Here is a 21,774-nt window from a genome sequence, read left to right on the forward strand (position 1 = left end):
GGCCCGGCCCATCCCATCGCACCGGCGTTCCGGACTCGGACACCGCGTCACACGCCCGCCATCGCCCATGCCTGCGCTGGCTCCCCACGGCATTCAGGCATGTCAGCTGCTCCTTGGAAGGCGGCGGTTTGTGATGACCGCACCGCAGAACCATCTTGATCCGGCTCCCCCGATCAACGGCCACGACGGCACCGACACCGCGTCCCGCCCCACGCCGGACCGACCGGCGACGGCACGCTCGCGGATGGGCGGCCTGTGGGTCGCCGCCGTGGTGTTCGCGTTCGTGCTCCTGCTGCTCCTGATCTTCGTACTGCAGAACGGCCAGCGTGCCGAGGTGTCGTTCCTCGGCGCGCACGGGCACCTGCCCATGGGCGTTGCCCTGCTGCTGGCCGCGGTCTTCGGGATCCTGCTCGTCGCCCTCCCCGGCACCGCCCGCATCGTGCAACTCCGGATGCTCCAACGCCGTCCCGCCGGAAACCCCGACGCCCGACCCAGGCCCGGTCCGCTCTCCCCGACGGTGACCGGCACCGCCCGCGTTACGCCGCCGCGCACGTACCGCCGGGACAGGTGAGCCATGCCCACCACCGTGATCCCCCCGTCGCCGCCCTCCCGGCCCCGACTGTCCCTCGCTCCCACCAGGGGCCGGACGGTCCTGGACGGCGGATGGTGGCCGCGTTCCTGGGACCCGGTGGCCGAACTCCCCGGCCTCGTCCTCGCCCTGACCGAACGGCATGGCCGGATCCGGCACATCATGCTCAACATCCACACCTGGGACAGCCGGATCCGCCGGTTGGCGGTCGGACCGGACGTGGTCCGGATCGGCTGGTTCGACACCCTCGACCCCGCCCTGCTGGTCGCCACCACCGGCCGCGACGTCCAGGTCGACCTACTCGTCGTGCCACCCGGCACGACACCCGAGGCAGCCGAGCGGGCCATGGCCACCGCCGCCGACCCGACCAACCTCAGGCACGCACCCGACATCCTCACCACCGGACCGACCCCGCACGCGACAACGACGACCAGCTCCGACGCGTACGCGGTGTGGGACAACGAGGGCGGCAGCCCCGCGTCGGACGGAATCCACCGAGGCCACGCCGAATCCACCACCCGTCCCCGCACTGGAGTGCCCGCATGAACGCTCTGGAGACAACCATCGTGATCGCGATCGTGGCGATCGGCATCATCACCGCCGCCCGAGCGGTGCGCGTCGTCCAGCAGTACGAACGCGGGGTGGTCTTCCGCTTCGGCCGGGTGCAGGAGGGCAGCCGCAGCCCGGGACTGACCCTCATCGTCCCCGGCGTCGACCGGCTGGTGAAGGTCAACCTGCAGATCACCACCCTCAGCGTCCCCGCCCAGGACGGCATCACCCGCGACAACGTCTCCGTACGCGTCGACGCGGTCGTCTACTTCCGCGTCGTCGACCCCGTCAAGGCTCTGGTGAACGTGCAGAACTATCTTTACGCCGTCTCCCAGGTCGCCCAGACCTCGCTGCGCGCGGTGATCGGCCGCGCCGACCTCGACGAACTGCTCTCCGACCGGGACAAGCTCAACTCCGAACTCACCAGCATCATCGACACACCGACCGAAGGACCGTGGGGTGTGAAGGTCGAACGTGTCGAGGTCAAGGACGTCGCGCTGCCCGAATCCATGAAGCGGTCCATGTCCCGCCAGGCGGAGGCCGAACGCGAACGCCGCGCGCGGGTCATCGCCGCGGACGGCGAATACCAGGCTGCCACCAAACTCGCCCAGGCCGCCGCCACCATGGCCGCCGACCCCGCCGCCCTGCAACTGCGACTGCTGCAGACAGTCGTGGAGGTCGCCGCCGAGAAGAACAGCACCCTCGTCATGCCGTTCCCCGTCGAACTCCTGCGCTTCCTGGACCGCGTCACGCCCGCCGCGAGCATGCCGGCGCCGGTCGTCGCGACCCGGCCGCGGGCCTCGGAGACCGTAACGATGCCGGACGTGCGACGCGTGACCAGCGAGCCCGATCCCGAGGCCACGCCGATACCGGTGGGCTGACCGGACGTGGCACCCGCCCGGTGCCCCCCGGTCACCGGGTCGGCACCGGTGGGATCGGCTACGACCCGGGTGCTCGCCAAACCCGGGATGGGCTGTGTGGCGACGACGGCTGGCAGCGAGCCGCGAGTCAGTTGGCGGCAAGCGGCAGGCAGTCAATCAGTCGGTCGGTGTGTGGAAGGAAGTTCTGGCGTGTGCCGGCGGCTCGGTTCCCAGCGCGACGGCGAGTTCACGACCGAGGAGATCGTCATAGGCGGTGCCGAGGGTCGGCGTAGGGCCGTTGATCCCGCGGAGCCGGTCTGCGGCCCGGCGAGCGGCGATGGCGGTCACCCAGGCGGTGCCGTCGAGCTGGCGGGAGGCGGGCATCGGCGCGAGCCGCCACACCTCGACGAACACCGCCCGGGTCACCGCCACGGCGAGCGCCGGGCTGCCGAGGCTCTCACACACCTGGGCGAAGACCGCGCGGACGAGACGACGGTGGAAACGGCGGAAAGCGGCCTGGTCGCGGTCGGCGATCCGCTTGACGAGATCGTTGACGGACTCAATACCCGGCAGGACGTAGCTGCGTGGGACAGGCATCCGATGCTCCTGGTGGTGTGCCTGCGGGTTGGGGCACCGCCAGGGACCAGGGCAGCTACTGCGTCCCTCACCCTACGCCACCGGTCAAACCACGGAGCGCTCCGTTGTCCAGCTTCCGCAGCGCGGGCGCGCATTTCATCCTATTAGGCCGATTAGCGCCGTTATTGTTAGGTGTGGCCGCGTCCGAGTTCATCCGGCCGGCGAAATTTCGCCACCGAAGGGTGCCGCCGATTCCCGCTAGCCTGCGCTCGACCAGAGCGGGCAGCCGGTGACGACCGACCGAGCGGTGGGGCTGGCGCGCAAGGGCGAGGGTCCGCAGCGAACGACCCTGCTGGAGTTGCTTCTTGATCTGGTATTCGTCGCCGCACTCGCTCTGACTTCACAGACGCTGGTCAGGAATCTCGACTGGGGCGGCATTTTTCAAACCCTGGTGCTGCTGATGGCGATCTGGTGGGTCTGGTCCGTCACCGCACTGGCAACCGACCTCTACCATCCACAGCGGCCGCCCAACTTTCTCATGACGCTCTGGGTCATGCTCGGCACCATCCTGATGGCTGCCGCACTGCCCGCAGCCTTCTCCGACCACGCCATGGTGTTCGTGGGCGCGTACGTGGCGATCCACGTTGGCCGAGGCCTCTTCCTGGCGTCCGCGCTCCACGGCCGCCAGGCGCAACTACACGCCGGGCGGTTCATCTTCTGGTTTGTTGTCTCCTCCGCCGTGCCGTGGCTCACTGGCGGTCTCGTGGAAGGCTGCCCTTGCCGAAAACCTCATCCGCCCAGGTGGGACCAGCTGTAAGCGGACCATGATGGCGGCCGCAGTAGCCGGGTCCTCTCCCGACTGCCTCTCCCACCCGCGGCATGATGATCGGCTGTGCTGCTTCGGCCGGCCTATCTCGGTGTGACGAACGCGTTCGCGTTACTGCGGCTGCTTCCGATGAGCGACCGGGACAAGGACGTAGAGATCCTGGCGCTGCGCCACCAGATCACGGTCCTGGAACGACAGCTGGGCAAGACCCGGCCGCGGTTCTCCCCCAGCGACCGAGCGTTCCTGGCCGCCCTGCTACACCGGCCTCCGCTGGGCGTGCTCCATCGGCTCAGGCTGCTGGTGCGCCCGGACACGGTGCTGCGCTGGCACCGCGACCTCCTCGCGCGCCGCCACGCCGCCAAGGCCCAGCCAAAACGGCCGGGCCGGCCACGCACCGTCCGCTCCATCCGCGCCCTGGTGCTGCGCCTGGGCCGGGAGAACCCCAGCTGGGGTTACCGCCGCATCCACGGCGAACTACTCGTCCTAGGGATCAAGACCGCCGCCTCCACCGTGTGGGCGATCCTCAACGATGCCGGGATCGACCCGGCGCCCGAGCGCACCTCCACCACCTGGGCCGACTTCCTCCGCTGCCAAGCCGACGCCCTGCTCGCCTGCGACTTCTTCGAGACCGTCACCCTGACCGGAGCGCGGATGTACGTGCTCGCGGTGATCGAGCACGCCAACCGACGCATCCGGGTCCTGGGCGCGACCGCGCACCCGACCGCCACATGGGTGGCGCAAGCGGCAAAGAACCTCGTCATGGACCTCGAGGACGCCGGCCACCGCGCCCGGTTCATGATCCGGGACCGCGATGGGAAGTTCCCGACCCTGTTCGACGCCGTTCTCAAACACGCGGGCATCGACGTCGTGCTCGGCGGCGTCCGGATGCCGAGAACGAACGCGCTCATGGAACGCTGGGTGCAGACCTGCCGCCGCGAACTGCTCGACCCCACCCTGATCTGGAACCAGCGGCATCTCCTCCACGCCCTGAGGGAGTTCGAGGACTTCTACAACACCCACCGGCCCCACCAAGGCACCGCCAACGCACGCCCGCTGTACCCGTTGCCCGCGCAGGTCGCCGACCCGAACAAGATCGCCCGCCTCGATATACGAAGACGCGACCGCCTCGGCGGCATCCTCCACGAGTACCAGCATGCTGCGTGACCTGCGTGGACGAGGTTTTCGGCAAGCGCAAGGTCACCATCGACGATGTGACCGTTGCGCTGCGGCTGCTGGTCGACCGCCGCGACGGCCTCGGCCACGCCCGCACCGACCTGCTCAACCGCATCCACAAACTGCTGCTGGAACTGCTGCCCGGTGGGGCGAAGAAGTTCTTGTCCGCTCTGCAGGCCCGGACCCTGCTGCTCAACACGATCCGGCCGCGTGATCTGGTCGGGCGCACCCGCCGCCGGCTCGCCTCCGAGCTGATCACCGAGCTGGTCCAGGTCGACCAGAAGATCAAGGCCGCGGACAAGGAACTGACCGAGCTCGTCGCAACCACCGGCAGCAGCCTGCAGGACCTCCACGGCATCGGCCCCTCCGGCGCCGCCCGCCTGATCGGTGACGTCGCGGACCCGCAACAAGCTCCAGGACTTGGTCTGGGCTGGGCAGCCGCACCCGTCCATCCCGAAACGGGCGCGGCGCGAGGTCGCCCGCGCCCTCGCTGGGATGACCTGCTCGACCACTACCAGCGGTTCCGGGCGCTGCTGGACGCGTTGTTCGTGCTCGGCAACGGTGGTGGAATCGGCGCTCCTGGCGGAGGCGACTACAGCCTCGGCGGGCGCATCGACCAGCACTTCCACCGCAACCCCGACTGGACGGTAGAGCAACTGTTCGACGCTCTCGGCGCGAGATGCCGGGCCGGAGGGCTTCCGGCTCGTCCCCCCGAAACCCGGGCAGCGACGACGGCGGCCGCCGCGAAGACGGCGACACCACCCACCGCGAGCCAGGTCGCGGCAGAGCGCCCCGCCACGTCGACGCGGTCCAGCCACAGGTCCGCGCCGAGCCAGCCGATGGTGGCGATCGCGCCAGCGACGACGCCGCGGACGCGGGCGCGACAGATGAGGATCACTCCGGCGAAGGCCAGCAGGATCGCCAACTGGCGGGTGTCCCGGGCCAGTACGTGTTGTTGCCGCCCAACTCCGGAACGTCTGACCCGTGGTGCTGTCGGCACAAAAGCCGTGGGGCTGCATGAAGGGCTGATAGATGGCCGCGGCCAGCGCCCAGACCGCGGCGCCGGTGATACCGACCAGCACACCCACGACGACGGGCCAGAACTTCTGCACCGTTCACCCGCGGTGGTCGTTCACCGACCGCCCTCTGGAGCGGGGATGAATCGCTCCGGTGCCGGCGGAAGGATGTGGCGCCCGGCGTCCACGTCGCCGAGGTCTCCGGCGGCGTTGATAAGGCCGATGTGCGAGAAAGCCTGAGGAAAGTTGCCCAGGGCTTCCCCGCTGTCCGGGTCGATCTGCTCGGCGAACAGGCCCAGGTCGTTGACCCGCCCGGCGAGCCGCTCGAAAAGCTGCCCGGCCCGGTCGCGCTCGCCAGCCAACGCCAAGCAGCTGACCAGCCAGAAGGAGCAGATCAGGAAGCCGGCGGGGTCGCCCTCCCAGCGGCGCAGCAAGCCGTTATTGGACAGCCTCTCCTCGATCATCCGGATGGTGGAACGCACTCTCGGATCGTCGGCGGGAAGGAAGCCGACCAACGGGATCAGCAGCACCGACGCGTCCGGCTCATCGCTGTCGAACGCCCCGGTGAAGGCCGACAGCCGGTCGCTCCAGCCCCGGGTCAGCACGGCTCGCCGCACCTCGTCCCGCGCCGCCGCCCACCTGGCGACGTCCGCCTCGGAGCCCAGTTGGGACCCGAAGCGGACGGCTCGGTCCAACGCCGTCCAGCACTGCACCTTCGATGACACGTAGTGGCGTTCGGCGTCGCGTGCCTCCCACATCCCGGCGTCCGGCAGGTGCCAGTCCCGCGCGGCCCGCTCGCTCATCGCGCGCAGCAGTTGGCGGATGTCCGGCGGCATCGGGTCGAGGAACTCCCGCATCAGCCAGGCGGCGGCGAGCGGCTCACCGTGCACGTCGTTCTGCCGCTGCCGCCAGGCGTCGTTGCCCACCAGTACCGGGCGGCTGCCGGCGAAGCCGGCCAGGTGGTCGAGGTGGTGTTCGGTGAGGTCCCGCTCTCCCTCGACCCCGTACATGATCGGCACTATGCCCTCGTTCATGCCCATCGACCGCACCAACCACCCGACGTGCAGGCTGAGCTCGTCGGTGCAGGCCACGCGCCAGAGCGCCTCGAGGGTGAAGCTGAAGTCGCGTACCCAGGCGTATCGGTAGTCGTAGTTGCGTTCGCCGCCCAACTCCTCGGGCACGGACATCGTCGGGGCGGCCACCACCGCACCACTGGGCCGGTAGGTCATGCCCTGCACCACCAGCGCGCTGCGTCGCACCTGCTCCGGGTAGAGGCCACGGTAGTCGTGCAGGCCCATCCAGGAGCGCCAACCCTCGACGGCGTTGTCGATCGCCTGTTCGGCGTCGAGCACCGCCGGCGGCTCGGCGTCGTAAGCCGGCGCGTACCCCAGGGTGAAGTGTTGCGTCTCGCCGGCCCGTACCGTGAACGACCCGAACGCCTCCCCGAGCTCGCACATCAGTGAGATGGTCGTGCGCAGATCCAGCCTCGTCGACGCGGCAGTGACGACCAACGCGTCGTCCTGCTGCACCAGCTGGGGCACCATCCGGCCGTACTCCAACCGTGGCCGGTAGTGCATCCGCAGTGGGACCTCGCCGGAGAGCCCCCGCACCACCCGGGCCAGCACCCTCGGCGATTGCAGCCCGACCTCATGGCCTCGCGCCCCCGGTCCGAGGGCCAGCGCGTCGGTCACCGCCACGCTGCCGGTCGCGGTGGTGAAGACGGTTCGAAGCACGAGCGTATCGGTCAGGTAGGCACGTTCCGTGCTGAACCTGCCCTCGGGACGGATCACCCAGTGCCCGGCGTCGTCATCGAGCAGGCGGGCGAACACGGACGGGGCGTCGAACCGGGCGGGACACCACCAGTTCACCGACCCGGCGCGGTCCACCAGCACCGCGCTGCGACCATCGGCCAGGAAGCCGTGCTCCGCGATCCGTCCGCACGCCATGGAACGGACTACCCGAGCGGAACGGAGTGACACCGCACGTCACGCCTCGAACCGCAGCCACCGCGGACGAGACCTCAGTCCCCGCGAGAACCGCCAGCCTCGATGATCTCGACGGGAGTGCCAGACTCGACGGTACGGGAGACGGTGCAGAGCCGTTCGTGCGACTGCTGCAGCGACCGGGGCAGCGCCTCGCGCGCGCTGTCGCCGTCCGCGCCCACCGGGAACGTCACGGTGAACTCGACCCTGAGGTTCTGCATCCGGTTTCCTCCGGCCTCGTCCCGGATCTTGTCGCCGGTGACCTTGACGGAGAACTGGGTCGGCTCGGCACGGCGGCTGGTGATGTGGTCCACGTCTATCGCAGTGCAGCCGCCGATGGCCGCCAGAAGCAGTTCCACCGGCGTGAAGCTGCCGTCCTCGCCCGTGCCCATCGACATCGATCCGCCACGGACGTTCCGCACGACGTACTTCCCCACGCTGGTGCGCTCGATCTCCACCGAGCGGAAGGTGTCCGCACTCATGACAGGCACGCTACCGTCGATCGGCCGCCCAGCACGACGATGGGGTGTCACCGGCGACGCGGCGTGATCAGCCCCGACTCGTACGCCCACACGACCAGCTGGGCGCGGTCGCGGCAGTGCAGCTTCGTCATCGCCCGGTTGACGTGTGTCTTGGCGGTCAACGGACTGATCACCATGCGCTCGGCGATCTCGTCGTTGCTCAGCCCCCGGGCTACGAGCTCGACCATCTCCTGCTCGCGGGCGGTCAGCACGTCGCGTCCGGCCGCCGGGTCGGCCAGCGGCGGGCCCGCGACGAACTCACTGATGAGCGTACGCGTGACCACCGGGGCGAGCAGCGCGTCGCCGCGAGCCACGACGGCGACCGCCTGCAGCAGGTCGGCGGGGTCGGCGTCCTTGAGGAGGAACCCGCTGGCGCCCGCGCGGAGTGTGGCGAACACGTACGAGTCGAGCCCGTAGTTGGTGAGGATGAGGACGCGGACCGCGGCGAGGTCGGGATCGACGGCGATGCGCCGGGTGGCTTCGATGCCGTCGAGTCCCGGCATCTGCACGTCCATCAGCACGACGTCCGGCCGCAGGCGTCGCGACAGCTGCACGGCCGAAGCGCCGTCGGCGGCCTCGCCGACGACCTCCAGGTCGTCCTCGGCGTCGAGCAAGGCCCGGAATCCGGCCCGCATCAGAGCCTGGTCGTCGGCGAGCAGGACCCGGATCATGCGGGACCGTCCAGCGGGAACGTGGCCCGTACCGCGAACCCGCCGCCGTCGCGGGCGGCGGCGTGCAGCATGCCGCCGAGTCCGGTAACCCGTTCCCGCATGCCGCGCAGGCCCACGCCTGGTGTCAGCGGGCGGACCGAGGACGCCTGGCCGTCGTCGGTCACCGAGACGGTCAGCTGTGCCGGGGCGTACTCGACGTGGATCCGCGCGGTGGCGGGGCCGGCGTGGCGGGCCACGTTGGTCAGGGCCTCCTGGACTACGCGATACCCGGCCTGGTCGACCTCGACGGGCAGGTCCCGGGGCTGACCGGTGACGGTCACGTCAACCGGTACGCCGGCGGCCCGGGTCCGCTCGGCGAGCTCGCCCACCCGGGCCAGCCCGACGCGGTCCCCGTCGGAGGGTGAGCGCAGGACGGCCAGCGTCGCCCGCAGTTCCCGCATAGCGGCGCCGCTGGCCTCCTGGATCGCCAGCAGCACGGCCGACGGCTCCTCGCCGTGCTTGCGGGCCAGGTGCACGGCGATCCCGGTCTGCACCTTGATCACGGAGATGCTGTGGGTCAGCGAGTCGTGCAGATCCCGGGCGATGCGCAGGCGCTCCTCCCCGGCGCGACGCAACGCCATCTCCTCGCGGGTGCGTTCGGCCTCGATCGCCCGCTGCTCGACCTGTTCCAGGTACGCCCGGCGCTGCCGCGCGACGAGCCCGGCGACGTTGGCCGCCACGAACCAGCCCAGCAGCAGGGACGTCCGCTCGGCGATCAGCTGGCCGGGCCGGTCGGCGGGCGCGATCGAGATGTCGCGGGCCAGGAAGGCGCCGAGGAAGACGAGGCTGGCCAGGGCGGCGGCCGCTCGGTGCCCGCGCCAGGCGGCGACGTAGACCGTGCCGAGGACGGGGAACGAGGCGGACACCCCGGGGTGCACCCGGACGTGGAGGGCCAGCATGGCGGCGGTCACCGCGATCAACGCCACGACCGGGTACCGCCGGCACACCGCCAGGGCTGCCGCCATGGCCAGGACCAGGGCGACGTCGACCGGCCGGACCGGTGCGGCGTCCGGCGCGAGCGCGGCGTTGCCGAGCAGGAAGACGCCGAGGGTGAGGCCGCCGAGGGCGTACGGCAGATCGCGGCGCATGATCGAACTGTAGAACGGCCGTCATCAGGGAGCATCCCCCGTCCGCGGTAGATGAGGCGTACTGCGGACGCGGTATCGGCGGCCGGGCAAGTGCCTGCGGCCGCACGACGCTTTCCCGGCCCGCCGAGGCAAGCATCGAGCCCATGACATACCGCTTCTTCACCCCCGCGAAGGCGTTGGCCGCGACCGGTCTCACCGCGGAGGTCTACCGGCAGCTGCGGGACGAGTTCCTCGGGCCGGTGCCCACCTTCCAGGCGCTCTCGGCGGTGCCGGAGGTGCTGGCCGCGACCTGGGCGCTGATGCGCGAGGCCCTGCTCGCCGGGGACGCGTCCCGGGTCGACCGCGAGCTCGTCGCGTCGGCGGTGTCCCGGGCCAACCGCTGCCGGTTCTGCGTCGACGCCCACGTGATGCTGCTGCACGCGCTGAGCGAGCACGAGTTGGCCGAGGTCATCGCCCGCGGTGGGACGCCACCGGAGCCGAGGCACGCCGAACTCGCCGGCTGGGCCGAGGCCAGCCGCAGCCCGAAGGCCGCCGCCTGGACCAGCCCGTACGGCCCTGAGGTCACCGGCACCCTGCTCGCCTTCCACTTCATCAACCGGATCGTCTCGGCGCTGCTCGAGCCGGATCTGCTGCCCGGCGGCCTGCAGCGCTCGCACGCGGTGCGGTCGGTCGGGGGCCGGCTCTACGCCAGAACGGCCCGGGAGCGGAGGGAGCCGGGCCGCAGCCTATCGCTCCTCGACGCCGACTCGACGGCGCCACCGGCCTGGGCCGGGGACAGCCCGGTCGGCGTCGCGTACGCGTCGTTGCGCAACGCCGCCCTGCAAGGCGGGGACCTCCTGGGGGACGTGGCCCGCCAGACCGTCACGGCGACCGTGCGCTGGGAGGACGGAAAACTCCCGGCCCGGCCCGCAGACTGGGCCGTCGATCTGGTCCGGGACGTGCCCGGCACGGACCGCATCGGGACGCGGATCGCGCTGCTGGCGGCGTTCGCGCCCAGCGCGATCAGCGCGGGCGACGTCGCCCTCTGGCGGCTCTCCCATCCGGCCGACGCCGACCTCGTGCGGCTGGTCGCGTACGGCGCGATCACGGCCACCGATCACGTCGCCCGGGCACTGACCCCGTCCCGTCTCTAGGAGATGACCATGCGCAAGGCTTTCGTCATCGTCAGCACTCTGTTGCTCGCCTCGTTCGTCCTGCAGTTCGTCTTCGCCGCCGTGGGCGCGTTCACGAAACCCGCGGGCGACGGCGCCTACGCCCTGCACAGCGTCAACGGGACGGCCGTCATCCCCGTTCTCACCCTGCTCACCATCCTGTTCGCCGTGCTGGCGAAGGCGCCGGGCCGGCTCGTCGGACTGGCGGTCCTGCCGCTCGGCCTCGTCGTCGTGCAGGCGCTCATCGCCATGCTCGCGAACGCGTCCACCGACGTCGCGGGCGGTAGCACCCCGTTCGGCCTGACCATCGCCGGGCTGCACGCGATCAACGGAATCGTGGCGGCGCACGTCGTGGTCGGCGTGGCCCAGGCAGCGCGAAAGCTGGCCCGCCCGGCGCCGGCCGGCGCCGACCCCGTGACCGTCCGCGAAGGGGAGCCGGCATGAACACCGGCTCGCTGCTCGCGGCCGACCTCGTGATCGCGGTCCTCGCGGCCGCCGGGTGGCTGGGCGGCGGCGCCGCGTCGGTTGCCCGGCGCCGTCCGCTCGCACTGGGCCTGGCCCCCTTCGCACTGCTCGCCACGGTCGCCCGCGCGATCACGATCACCGCGCTCGCCCGCGCCGGCTGGTGGTTCGCGGCGGAGAAGGCCCTCATCGCCGCCCCACTGTCGCTCGCGGCAGTGGTCGTCGCCGGGCCGCGGCTGCTGCGCACCCCGCGCGACATCCGGTCCGTCGCGGTCCCGCTTCTCTTCGCCGGGTACGCCGGAAGCGGCGCCCTGCTCGTGACGGTCCTGCACGGCTATCCGGCGTCGGCGGGCACGGGACTCCTCGCGGTCGCCGGGGTCCTCGCGGCGACCGCGGTCTCGTGGCGCGTCCTCGGCCGGCGCCCGTCCCGGACGGTGTCCCGGGCCGCCCTCGCGGTGGCGGTCGCGGCGCTGGTGACCGGAACCGGGCTGGCCGCCACCCCGGACGCTGCTCCGGCCGTACCACACGATCATGAATATCGGAATGCGCGGACCGTGGGCGAACCGACCAGGCGGTTCACCCTGACGGCCGGGACCGCCACGGTGAGCGTGAGCGGCCGTGACGTCGCGGCGTGGGCCTTCAACGGGCAGGTTCCCGGGCCGGAGCTGACCGCCACCGTCGGCGACGTGCTGGAGGTGACGCTGCGCAACCGTGACATCGCTCGCGGCGTCACGCTGCACTGGCACGGGTACGACGTGCCGAACAGTCAGGACGGGGTGCCCGGTGTGACGCAGGCGGCGGTGCTGCCCGGCCAGGAGTTCGTCTACCGGTTCCGCGCCGATCAGGTCGGGACGTACTGGTACCACACGCATGCCGTATCCGACGTCGGCGTCCGGAGGGGCCTCTACGGGGTCCTGGTGGTGCGCCCGGCGCCGGTCACCGGCGTCGACGTCACGGTGCCGGTGCACACGCTGGAGGGCCTTCCGCTGCCCGCACCGAAGACGGAGCCGGTCGAGGCGGGGGTGCCCGTGCGGCTGCGGCTGATCAACACCGACAGCACGACGCACCGGTACGCCCTGGCCGGGACCCCGTTCCGGGTCGCCGCGATCGACGGATCCGACCTGCAGGGGCCGACGTCGCTCGTGGACACCGCCGTGCTGGTCCCGGCCGGGGGACGCTACGACCTGGTGCTCACCGCGCCCGCCACGCCGGTGGCACTGTTCGTCGACGGACGGGCGGTCTACTTGACCGGACCGGTGTCGGCGACGACCGACGCGTGGCCGGTGCTGGATCCGCTCACCTACGGCTCCGCTTCTCCGGTGCCGTGGTCCCGGTTCGACAAGGAGTTCACCCTCGTTCTCGACCGCGGCCTCGACCTGCACGGACTGCTTCCGCGGTACGCCCACACCGTCAACGGCGCGGCCGATCCGGACATCCCGCCCCAGGTCGTACGCCTCGGCGACGTCGTCAAGTTCACGATCGTGAACCGATCGCAGTTCGTGCATCCGTGGCATCTGCACGGACATCACGTCCTGGTGCTGTCCCGCAACGGAAAGCCGGCGACCGGGAGTCCGTTGTGGCTGGACTCGTTCGACGTACGCCCCGGCGACGTCTGGGAGGTGGCGTTCCGGGCCGACAACCCCGGAACGTGGGCCAACCACTGCCACAACCTGGCGCACGCCGACGCCGGGATGACGCTGCACCTGATGTACTCGTGATCCTCTACCGCTGCCGGCTCACAACCGTGAGGCCGATCGCCGTCCCCATCTCGGTAGCCAGACCTCGGGGCCGGGTGCCTCCGTTCGTCTGGAGTCGAGGTAGGCGCGAAGCTTGGCGAGCGCGGGGTGCGGGTTGTCGCCGCGCCAGATCATCGACATCGGGTAGACCGGCGTCGGATCACGCACCGGTATGCGCCGCAGGTCGTAGCTGTCCGGCCACAGATACCGCGAGCCTTCGCCCACGAGGGTCGCCAGTTCCGACGAGTCAGCGATCTCAGCCAGCAGAGCCTCGTTTCCGAAGATGGGCCCCACCACGTCGATCGTGAGCCCGAACGCAGCGGCGAGTTCGTCGTAGTAGTCGGCCCACTCGGTTCCGGGGGCCATGCCGGGCATCCAGATTCGATGTCTGGCAAGTTGAGCCGGAGTGACGGCCCGCGCGTTGGCGAGCGCATGGCCGGGTCCGACGAGGACCTGGTGCGGGTCGTCGATCACTCGGGCGGTCCTGATCGAGCCCGGCAGACGCTGCGCGGGAACGGTGACCGCGTGGAAGGTGGCGTCGATCGTCCCGGCCTCGACAGCGGCCATTGCGGCGTCGACGTCGGCATTCAGGGTGACAACATCCAGCTCGATCCCGGGGTGCAGCCGGTAGAAGTCCTGCAGAAGCACCGCCGGGGCGATCCGCCGGTTGACGACATCGACGCGTAGGGCGCGCCGGCCGGGACGCACGGACGCGTCGGCCCGCTGCGCCACCCGGAGGAGTTCACGGGCGTGCGGCAGGAATGCCTGGCCGTCGATCGTGAGCTGCACCCCGCGGGCCGTACGGGTGAACAGGCGCACGTGCAGGTCGTTCTCCAGCGCGGCGATGCGCTTGGAGACGGCCTGCTGGGTGATCGACAGTGCGGCGGCGGCTTCCTGGAACTGACCGCCGTCGGCGGCGGCGACGAAGGTGCGCACGGCGACGAGATCCACGCGGCGAACCCTACCCGCGCAACAGAGAGTTGTGGCTCGCCACCCGCTCCGTTGTTTGATCCGTCTTCCCGGCCTTGCTTTGATCGTTGCGGTCAACGGCAGGTTGTCCGCAGCGGAAGGTGCGGAGCTTGATGGTTGGACGGTCCCTGGGCCGGCAGTTCCGATGGCTGTGGGCGGCCTACGCGGTCAACGCCTACGGCTCGGGCCTGGGGTTCGGGGCGTTGCCGCTGATCGCCGTGCTGGTGTTGCATGCCAGCCCCGCGCAGGTGTCCGCGCTGGCAGCGGTGGGGCCGGCAGTGGGTGCGCTGATCGCGTTGCCGCTCGGGCCGTGGATGGAGTTTCGCCGCAAGCGACCGGTGATGATCGCGATGGACCTGGCCCGGTTCACGGTCATGATGACGATCCCGGTCGCCTACGCGTTCGGCCGGCTCAGTTTCGTCCAGTTGCTGGCCGTCTCGGCCGTGGTCGCTGCAGGCAAGATCGCCTTCAGTGCGGCGAGCGGCGCCTACCTCAAGACCGTCGTCCGGCCGGATGACCTGCTCGTGGCCAACGCGCGGTTCGAGTCGACGACGTGGAGTTCCATCGCCGTCGGGCCGCCGCTGGGCGGCGCGGCGGTCGGCCTGTTCGGACCGGTGACCAGCGTGGTGGCCGACGCGCTCAGCTATCTGTTCTCCGCGCTGGGCATCACGGCGATTCGCGGCCGAGAGGAAGATCCGCGGCGAACCGACAGGCGTCGGGTCCGGGCCGGCGAGCTGCTCGACGGCTGGCGGCATCTCCTGACCCATCCCGGCCTGCGGGCGCTCTACGTCAACCACCTGTTCGTCGCTGGACTGATCATGGCCACGGAGCCGCTGTTGGCCGTGCTTCTGCTCGGCCAGCTCGGATTCGCACCCTGGCAGTACGGCCTCGCCTTCGCCGCCCCCTGCCTCGGCGGACTCGTCGGCTCACGCCTTGCCCGCCGTGTCGTGGCGCGGTATGGCCAACACCGGATCCTCCGTACCGTCGGTACGCTGCGCGCGGTCTGGCTGATCGGCCTCGCCTTCGTCCAGCCCGGACCCGCCGGCATCGCGACGGTGATCGCTGTCGAGCTCGCGATCATCATCAGCATGAGCCTGTACAACCCGGTACTCGCCACCTATCGACTCGAGCACACCCCGGAAGACCGCGTCGCCCGCACCCTGTCGGCCTGGTCGATTGGCAGCAGCGCCTCGATCGCCATCCTCAGCGCGCTCGGCGGACTGCTTGCCGACGCCACCAGCCCCCGCACGGCTGTCACGGTCGTGGGACTGCTGATCCTCGCCAGCCCGCTGCTGCTACCCCGCCGCCAGGACTCCGCACTCGTACCCGATCTTGAGCCGGCAGCAGCCGGTCCCCCGTCAGAGGCGGCCGGCGTGTCGCACGAAGCCAGGTGACGGGGCACCAACAGCTCGATCGTGTGCACCACGCCGTCACGGGGTGACAGGGGCTGGGCAGGTCGACGGGGCCGGGAGCCGTTGCAGTCTGTCGCGCATCCACGCGGCCACGTCCCCGTACGCGGCACTCAGCACGCTCTCGTGGTTGGCGTCGGGGTAGCTGCGATAGTCCACGACGTCGCCGAGGGCGCACAGTTCCGTGTTGAGCTCGGTTGTTGTCGGGACCGGGATCGTCTGATCCCGTGGAGCTGGCCGACGCGTGACGCACCGGCGACGTGGGCCGGGCGCGAACGATCGGGCGCCGTCTCGCGGTCCTGTCGACGGCGCAGTTCGCCGAGCCCAACCCGACCGTCGTCAAGGCGGTTCTGCACGCGCACGGCCGCATTCCCACCGCCGCGGTACGACTGCCGCTCCTGCCGGCCCGCCCGGGCACCACAGAGGCGGCGCTGCGCCACGCCGATGCCCTGCTCGGCGCCACGACCTAACCGGCGAGGCCAGTTCGCGAAACATCCCTCATCGGTGTGACCGGGCGACCACCGGCATGACAGGGCCGCGCTAGCCCAATTCAACGAGTCTGGCGAGAGAGTGCCGTTCAGAGCAGTTCACGGCTGTTGAGTGCAGCTGCGCGCCGTTCGGTGCACCCTGCTGCTCCCATCCCGCTCCCCCATCTTCGATTGCGGCCAATCTCGTGTCGCCCAAGGGCCCCAACTCATGGGCATGGGGCGGCACACGGGGGATGTCACGTCCCGGCTGTCGCGAGTGCCGGCAACACCTCAGTCCCCAGCACGTCGAGCGCCTCCCGCACATCGGGGCCCAGCGGTGGCCCGAACGACAGGTGAGTGGCGCCCATCGCCCGCACGGACTGGCAGCGCTGGACCACCTGCGCCACGCTCCCCGTGATGCCGAGCGCCAGCATCCTCTCGTCGACGAGCCTTGCGGCGGCGGCGAGTCCCTCGCGCTCCAGGACGGCCGTGAGCGGGCCGAAGTCGTCGAGCGCGAGGCCGGCCCGGGCGAGCAGGTAGGGCGCGAAGGACGGCCCATAGTAGGCGATCTTGGCAGCCAGCGCGAGCCGGGCCGTGTCGGCGTCGTCCGCGACAGACACCCAGAAGCAGGCCGGGATGTCGATGTCGGACGGCGACCGGCCGGCCTCCTGCACCCCACGCATCACCTGCGACCGTGCCTCCGTGAAATGCTCTGGCGGGTACAGCAGCGGTAGCACGCCGTCGGCCAGCCGGCCCGCCATCTGCAGCATCTTCGGGCTCATCCCGCCGACGTACACTGGCACCCGGTTGGCGAGCGGAAAGCGCAGTTGCGACAGGGGCCCGAACCAGTCCGGCAGCTTGTCGTCGACGTCGCCGGCGCCTAGCAAGGTCCGGGCGACCCGGACGGTCTCCGCCGTCTTCGCCAGCGGCCGCGGCCGTTCCAGTCCTGCCCAGCCGAGGAACTCGGCTGACCCGGCCGCGACGCCGAGCAGGAATCGGCCACCCGTGGCCTCCTGCATGGTCGCCGCCGTCATGACGATCTCGGAGACGTGCACGGAGTACGGGTTCATAATCCCGACTCCAAGCTTCAGGCGTTCAGTCTTCGCGGCGAGCACCCCGAGCAGCACCGGCGCGGAGCGGAGGAACAGGTCATTGGACACCCACAGTTGGTCGAAGCCGTACCGCTCGGCGCGCTGCGCGAGGTCGACGAGGGTGGCGACGTCGAGGTCGTTGTTCACCCGCAGCGAGTACGTCATCAGCTGACGGCCTCCGCGTCAACCTCGACCTCGACGAGGAAATCAGGCCCGATCAGCGAGCCGACGACGTACGTGCTGTTCGCCGGCGCCACGTCGCCCAGCACCTCCGCGTGGGCACGAGCCGCCTCCCGCCAGTCCGCGGCGGGCGCGAGCAGCAGGCGGGTGCGCAGCACGGAGGTCCGGGCACCGCCGAGCTTCTCCACCGCTGCCACTGCCCGGCGCAGGCATTCGACGGTCTGGGCGTACGTGTCACCGGGGTGCAGCGTCGAGCCGTCGGGGCCGTGCGCGGTGGTACCGCTGACCGCGATGCTGCTCCCCTGCCGGGCGGCGCGGGAGTATCCGGCGGCCTCCTCCCAGCCCGTACCATCGCGAAACCGTGGGCCGGGAACGGCCGCGGCGACCGCGGCCGTGGATGCGGTGTCAGGGTCGGGCACGGTGCCCTGAGCCGGATCGGTGTACTCCTCGATCCGCAGCACCCGCCCGTGCCGCACGTCGACGCGCATCATGGCGTCAACGGCCAGTTCGGCGCCGGTGTCTCGCTCCCGGCCACGGAACACGCAACGCTGGGCATAGCCGTCCGGCACGACGTCGATACGGACGTCGGTGGCGTGGAAGCCGTCGTAGTGCGTGGCGATGCGGCGCACCGCGTCCAGGCTTTCCGCCTTGTCCCGTGCGACGCCGTCGACGTTGTGCCACACCCGTACGTCGTCGGCGTAGAACTCGTTGACCCGGTCCACGTCACCGGTGGTGATGGCGGCGAGGAGTTCCTCGGCGAAGCGCCGCATGTCGATGCTGGCATCGGCGAGCGCGTCGGCTCGCACGAGGTCGCTGGGGTCGCCCAGCATCTGCAGCCGCTGCACCGCCAGCGGCACGTTGCCGTCGGCCCACAGGGCGTCGTGGAACGCGCGCAGGTCGAACCCGTCGCGGGCCCGCCGCGCCGCGTCCGCCAGTAGGCGCAGCACCTGTACCTTGCCGACCTGGTACGACAGGCCCTGCCCGGGCGTGGCCGCGAAGAAGGCAGCCTCCTGCCGAGCGGTCTCGAGGTCCACGGGTACGAGGTCCCGCAGCATCGCGGCGGCAGCGTCGATGTCGATTTCGCCGAGCGCCAGCTTGACGTCAACCTCCACCCGGATCGCCCGCAGCCTCATGAAGTTGTAGACGATGGCGCGGGTCAGCGGCGCGTCCTCGAACAGGCCGGCCTGCAGCACCATCTCCTCGTTGTAGAACGCGATCCCCTCGTTGGGCACCGAGTCGTAGAACTGCCGGTGGGCCGGGTCCGGGTGCCGCCACGTCAGCGCGAGCTGCTGGTAATGCACGCCTTCGTGGATGATCCCGGCTCTGGGGTCGGCCGCGTTGGCGCGGTAGAAGTACGGCAGATCTGGGCCTGGCGCCGGCACGTAGCTGACGCCGTCACGGTCGAGTGTGTGCTCGTCGGTGAGGTCGTCGGTGACGCCGAGCCAGTGCAGCGGCGCCAGGTGGTCGGGCAACGGCAGGTTGCGGTAGTGCCGCAAGGTGGCCGGCTGCGAGAGCAGGTTGCGGTCCTCGTAGAAGGCGCGGACTTCGAGCTCGGCCACCCGCTCCGCCTCGGACTGTTCCTGCGCGCTCGCGGGCGGGGCCGGCCACTCCGGAGGACCGGAGAGGGCCCGTTCGAACAGCTCGAACGCCTCGGCCCGGTCCCGTTCCTGTGCGGCGAGGGCGAGGATCTCCGCTGTCGAGTACGGCAGCAGGGCGACGCGGTGCAGGAAGAATCCGAAGGCCTCCCGGCCGACCGGCTGATGCGGCGAGAACGTCGGCAGCCGGTCGATCAGCCAGGACCGCCACGCCGCGAGCGCCGGCGCCGCCTCGGCGGCGGCTGACACGGCGGCGTCCCGCCATTCGGCGCTGAGCAGCGGCGCCAACAGATCGATGGAGGTGCGAAGCTGTCCTGGCGCGTCAGCACTGTCGCCGAGCGCGAGTTCGGTGAACTCGCGGATGCCGGTGCTGGCCAGGTTGTCTCGCGCGGTGTCGAGGGTGGCGGGGATCCACCGGAGCCGCTCGACGACATCGGCGCTGCGCGCGGCGTCGAACGGCTCCGGCGACAGCAGCGCGTCGAAGATGTGGCCGATGGTCTGGTCGAGATAGAACCACGGATCGCGCTGCCAGCCGCGTACGATCTCCAGTTCCCAGCGCACCCGCGCCGTCGCCGAGGCGAGCAGCCGCCGCGGCACCTCCACCTGCGCATCGTCCGACGGCGCGACGGCGCTGCACTGGTGCTCGACGTCGGCCAGGAAGCGCAGGTCGTCGGCCACGGTCGCGGCATCCCACACCGGGCGCCACCCTGCGGGCCGGGTCACCCGGGGGATGTCGTCGCGGGTACGGGGGGCGCGAGCCAGGCGCCAGGCCCAGAACCGCTCCGTCAGACCGGCCAGAACCGATGTCGCATCTGTGCTCACGCCGTTCCCTCCCCTACCCCTGTGACCGTTACTTCTGCACCGGCGACGCCGCCGGATCCAACTCCCCGAGGGCGCGCGCCGGTTCACCGGCGTTCTGCAGCACGCACGCAGCCGCCCGATTCCCTTGCAGGACGGCGAGCGGCGGGTCGTGCCGCACGCACTCCGGCCGCACGAGCGGGCAGCGCGGGTGGAAACGGCAGCCGGTCGGCGGCCGCGCCGGGTCGGGGACGTCGCCCGGCAGCTCGACCGGCAGCACGCCGGCTCCGTCGGCGCGCGGCACCGCGGAGATCAGCGCCCTCGTGTACGGGTGCGCGGGCGCGGACCAGATCTGTTGGGTGGGTCCGACCTCGACGACGCGGCCGAGGTACATAACCGCGGTGCGGTCGGCGATCTGCCGCACCACTGACAGGTCGTGCGAGATGAACACCATGCCCATGTCGAGTTCGCGGACCAGCGCGACGAGCAGGTTGGCCACGGACGCCTGAGCGGAGGCGTCCAGCGCGCTGATCGGCTCGTCGGCGATGATGCCGATCGGGTCGGTTGCCAGCACCCGCGCGATGGCGATGCGCTGGCGCTGACCGCCGCTGAATTCGTGCGGGTAGCGGCTCGCCGCGTCCGCCGCCAGTCCGACGCGCTCGAGCAGCTCGCCGGCGCGGCGCACCGTCTCGGACCTGGCGAGGCCGTCGAGGACGTAGCCGTCGGCGATCTGTTCGCCGATCCGCCGCCGCGGGTTCAGCGACGCGTAGGGGTCCTGGAAGACCATCTGCAGCCCGCGCAGCTCCCGGGGACGCCTGCGCCGGCCCAGCGGGGTGACGGTGTGGCCGTCGAAGCGGATCTCGCCGGCGGCGGCGGGCAGCAGCCCCACCACGGCGCGACCCAGCGTCGACTTGCCGCAGCCGGACTCGCCGACCAGACCGAGGATCTCGCCGCGGTTCAGACGCAGGTCCACCCCGTCGACGGCCCGTACTGTCGGGCCGCCACGCCGGTGGTACTCGACCGCGAGACCGGTCGCTTCCAGTAGGACGCTCACGCGGCGCCTCCCAGCGGGTCGGGTGGGCAGGCCGACGCGTGTGCGTCGCCGACGAGGACCGGCTCCGGACGGTCGGTCCGGCAACTCGGGAGCGCGAACGCGCAGCGGGGGTGGAACGGGCAACCCTCGGGGACCCGGCCCAGCGGCGGAGGGCTGCCCGGGATCGGTCGCAGCGCCGCCGCCCCGCCCTCGGGATGCGGCAGCGCGTCGAGCAGCCCACGCGTGTACGGATGCCGGGGCTGGTTCAGCACGTCCTGCCTCAGGCCGACCTCGGCGAGCCGGCCGCCGTACATGACGCAGATCCGGTCGGTCACCGCGGACATCACGCCGAGATCGTGGGTGATCACCACGACGGCGAGGTCCTGCTCCCGGCGCAGCCGGTCGAGCAGCCGCAGGATGCCTGCTTGCACGGTGACGTCGAGCGCTGTGGTGGGCTCGTCGGCCAGCAGCAGGCGCGGCTGGCAGGCAAGCGCCACCGCGATGGCGATGCGCTGACGCATGCCGCCGGAGAACTGCGCGGGATGGGCCGACAGCGCCCGCTCCGGGTCGGGGATGCGCACCGTGGCGAGCAGATCGATGGCGCGGCCGCGCGCCTCGGACCTGCCGACTCCGAGGTGGTGGCGCATGTGTTCGGTCAGCTGCGTCTCGACGCTGAGCATCGGATGCAGGCTGGTCGACGGATCCTGCGAGACCATCGCGATGTGCCGCCCGCGCACGGCGCGGAGCTGTCTGGCGGACATCGCCAGCAGGTCACGGCCGTCGAACACGGCGCGGCCGCTGGTGCGCGCGGCGTGGGGAAGAAGGCCGAGCAGCGCCATGGCCGTCATGGTCTTGCCGCTGCCGCTCTCGCCCGCGATACCGAAGATCTCGCCGACGCCGACGTGGAACGAGACGCCGTCGACGGCCTTCTGCGGTCCGCGCCGGGTGGCCAGCCAGACGGTGAGGTTCTCGACCTCGAGGAGTGCGCCCATG

19 protein-coding genes and 1 pseudogene are annotated in these 21,774 nt (G+C 71.1%); 10 read left to right on the forward strand and 10 right to left on the reverse strand.

Annotated features, from left to right (window positions below):
* The first annotated feature begins 133 nt into the window (after nucleotides 1-133).
* From OG799_RS15640 to OG799_RS15650, 3 genes and pseudogenes are all read left to right on the forward strand, one after another.
* Nucleotides 134-571: a lipopolysaccharide assembly LapA domain-containing protein gene (locus tag OG799_RS15640; protein ID WP_406045755.1), complete on the forward strand. Its 438-nt coding sequence runs from the start codon at nucleotides 134-136 to the stop codon at nucleotides 569-571.
* 3 nt (nucleotides 572-574) lie between these two features.
* Nucleotides 575-1,135, forward strand: coding sequence for a DUF5994 family protein (locus tag OG799_RS15645; RefSeq protein ID WP_406045756.1), 561 nt, complete (start codon nucleotides 575-577; stop codon nucleotides 1,133-1,135).
* Nucleotides 1,132-1,973, forward strand: a pseudogene (locus OG799_RS15650) (SPFH domain-containing protein); the annotation flags it as partial. The gene OG799_RS15645 and the pseudogene OG799_RS15650, both read left to right, overlap by 4 nt.
* A gap of 202 nt (nucleotides 1,974-2,175) precedes the next feature.
* On the opposite strand, the gene OG799_RS15655 reads toward OG799_RS15650, so the two are convergent.
* Nucleotides 2,176-2,595: a hypothetical protein gene (locus tag OG799_RS15655; RefSeq protein WP_406045757.1), complete on the reverse strand. Its 420-nt coding sequence runs from the start codon at nucleotides 2,593-2,595 to the stop codon at nucleotides 2,176-2,178.
* Nucleotides 2,596-2,863: 268 nt separating this feature from the next.
* Between OG799_RS15655 and OG799_RS15660 the strand changes: the two genes are divergently transcribed.
* Together OG799_RS15660 and OG799_RS15665 are read left to right on the forward strand one after the other, a co-directional pair.
* A complete protein-coding gene (locus OG799_RS15660) occupies nucleotides 2,864-3,391 on the forward strand; it encodes a low temperature requirement protein A (protein WP_406045758.1) in 528 nt (175 codons plus the stop codon).
* Between the two features lie 75 nt (nucleotides 3,392-3,466).
* Nucleotides 3,467-4,564 carry an integrase core domain-containing protein gene (locus tag OG799_RS15665; protein WP_406045759.1) on the forward strand — a complete coding sequence of 366 codons (1,098 nt, stop codon included), beginning with the start codon at nucleotides 3,467-3,469 and terminating at the stop codon, nucleotides 4,562-4,564.
* A 1,141-nt stretch (nucleotides 4,565-5,705) separates the two neighbouring features.
* On the opposite strand, the gene OG799_RS15670 is transcribed toward OG799_RS15665, so the two are convergent.
* The 4 genes from OG799_RS15670 to OG799_RS15685 all read right to left on the reverse strand — a co-directional run bounded on the left by OG799_RS15670 (nucleotide 5,706) and on the right by OG799_RS15685 (nucleotide 9,890).
* Complete coding sequence (locus OG799_RS15670; protein ID WP_406045760.1) at nucleotides 5,706-7,535, reverse strand: glycoside hydrolase family 15 protein; 1,830 nt, start codon at nucleotides 7,533-7,535, stop codon at nucleotides 5,706-5,708.
* A gap of 74 nt (nucleotides 7,536-7,609) precedes the next feature.
* Complete coding sequence (locus tag OG799_RS15675; RefSeq protein WP_406045761.1) at nucleotides 7,610-8,029, reverse strand: OsmC family protein; 420 nt, start codon at nucleotides 8,027-8,029, stop codon at nucleotides 7,610-7,612.
* A 71-nt stretch (nucleotides 8,030-8,100) separates the two neighbouring features.
* Complete coding sequence (locus OG799_RS15680; protein ID WP_406045762.1) at nucleotides 8,101-8,763, reverse strand: response regulator; 663 nt, start codon at nucleotides 8,761-8,763, stop codon at nucleotides 8,101-8,103.
* Complete coding sequence (locus tag OG799_RS15685; RefSeq protein WP_406045763.1) at nucleotides 8,760-9,890, reverse strand: sensor histidine kinase; 1,131 nt, start codon at nucleotides 9,888-9,890, stop codon at nucleotides 8,760-8,762. Before OG799_RS15685 ends, OG799_RS15680 begins: the two co-directional genes overlap by 4 nt.
* Before the next feature lie 143 nt (nucleotides 9,891-10,033).
* Here OG799_RS15685 and OG799_RS15690 point away from each other — a divergent pair, with 143 nt between their 5' ends.
* Genes OG799_RS15690 through OG799_RS15700 form a run of 3 tightly spaced genes read left to right on the forward strand, consistent with a single transcriptional unit; the run spans nucleotide 10,034 to nucleotide 13,221 of the window.
* Nucleotides 10,034-11,023 (forward strand): carboxymuconolactone decarboxylase family protein, encoded by a 990-nt coding sequence (locus tag OG799_RS15690; protein WP_406045765.1) that lies wholly within the window; start codon nucleotides 10,034-10,036, stop codon nucleotides 11,021-11,023.
* A gap of 9 nt (nucleotides 11,024-11,032) precedes the next feature.
* On the forward strand, nucleotides 11,033-11,485 hold the full coding sequence (locus OG799_RS15695; RefSeq protein ID WP_406045766.1) for a DUF6220 domain-containing protein: 453 nt from the start codon (nucleotides 11,033-11,035) through the stop codon (nucleotides 11,483-11,485).
* Complete coding sequence (locus tag OG799_RS15700; protein ID WP_406045767.1) at nucleotides 11,482-13,221, forward strand: multicopper oxidase family protein; 1,740 nt, start codon at nucleotides 11,482-11,484, stop codon at nucleotides 13,219-13,221. Before OG799_RS15695 ends, OG799_RS15700 begins: the two co-directional genes overlap by 4 nt.
* An 18-nt stretch (nucleotides 13,222-13,239) precedes the next feature.
* Here OG799_RS15700 and OG799_RS15705 read toward each other — a convergent pair whose 3' ends face one another.
* Nucleotides 13,240-14,190 (reverse strand): LysR family transcriptional regulator, encoded by a 951-nt coding sequence (locus OG799_RS15705; RefSeq protein ID WP_406045768.1) that lies wholly within the window; start codon nucleotides 14,188-14,190, stop codon nucleotides 13,240-13,242.
* A gap of 119 nt (nucleotides 14,191-14,309) precedes the next feature.
* On the opposite strand from OG799_RS15705, the gene OG799_RS15710 reads away from it, so the two are divergent.
* Together OG799_RS15710 and OG799_RS15715 are read left to right on the forward strand one after the other, a co-directional pair.
* Entirely contained in the window at nucleotides 14,310-15,602 is a 1,293-nt protein-coding gene (locus tag OG799_RS15710) for an MFS transporter (protein WP_406045769.1), read from the forward strand.
* A gap of 275 nt (nucleotides 15,603-15,877) precedes the next feature.
* Complete coding sequence (locus OG799_RS15715; protein ID WP_406045770.1) at nucleotides 15,878-16,087, forward strand: hypothetical protein; 210 nt, start codon at nucleotides 15,878-15,880, stop codon at nucleotides 16,085-16,087.
* A 254-nt stretch (nucleotides 16,088-16,341) separates the two neighbouring features.
* On the opposite strand, the gene OG799_RS15720 is transcribed toward OG799_RS15715, so the two are convergent.
* Genes OG799_RS15720 through OG799_RS15735 form a run of 4 tightly spaced genes read right to left on the reverse strand, consistent with a single transcriptional unit; the run spans nucleotide 16,342 to nucleotide 21,773 of the window.
* The gene (locus OG799_RS15720; protein ID WP_406045771.1) at nucleotides 16,342-17,340 is read right to left on the reverse strand and encodes an LLM class flavin-dependent oxidoreductase; all 999 of its coding nucleotides are present in this window, start codon (nucleotides 17,338-17,340) and stop codon (nucleotides 16,342-16,344) included.
* On the reverse strand, nucleotides 17,340-19,859 hold the full coding sequence (locus tag OG799_RS15725) for a DUF885 family protein (protein WP_406045773.1): 2,520 nt from the start codon (nucleotides 19,857-19,859) through the stop codon (nucleotides 17,340-17,342). Before OG799_RS15725 ends, OG799_RS15720 begins: the two co-directional genes overlap by 1 nt.
* Entirely contained in the window at nucleotides 19,801-20,802 is a 1,002-nt protein-coding gene (locus tag OG799_RS15730) for an oligopeptide/dipeptide ABC transporter ATP-binding protein (RefSeq protein ID WP_406045774.1), read from the reverse strand. Before OG799_RS15730 ends, OG799_RS15725 begins: the two co-directional genes overlap by 59 nt.
* A complete protein-coding gene (locus OG799_RS15735; RefSeq protein WP_406045775.1) occupies nucleotides 20,799-21,773 on the reverse strand; it encodes an ABC transporter ATP-binding protein in 975 nt (324 codons plus the stop codon). Before OG799_RS15735 ends, OG799_RS15730 begins: the two co-directional genes overlap by 4 nt.
* Nucleotide 21,774 lies beyond the last annotated feature (1 nt).

The organism is Micromonospora sp. NBC_00898 (assembly GCF_045207895.1).
Lineage (GTDB): Bacteria > Actinomycetota > Actinomycetes > Mycobacteriales > Micromonosporaceae > Micromonospora.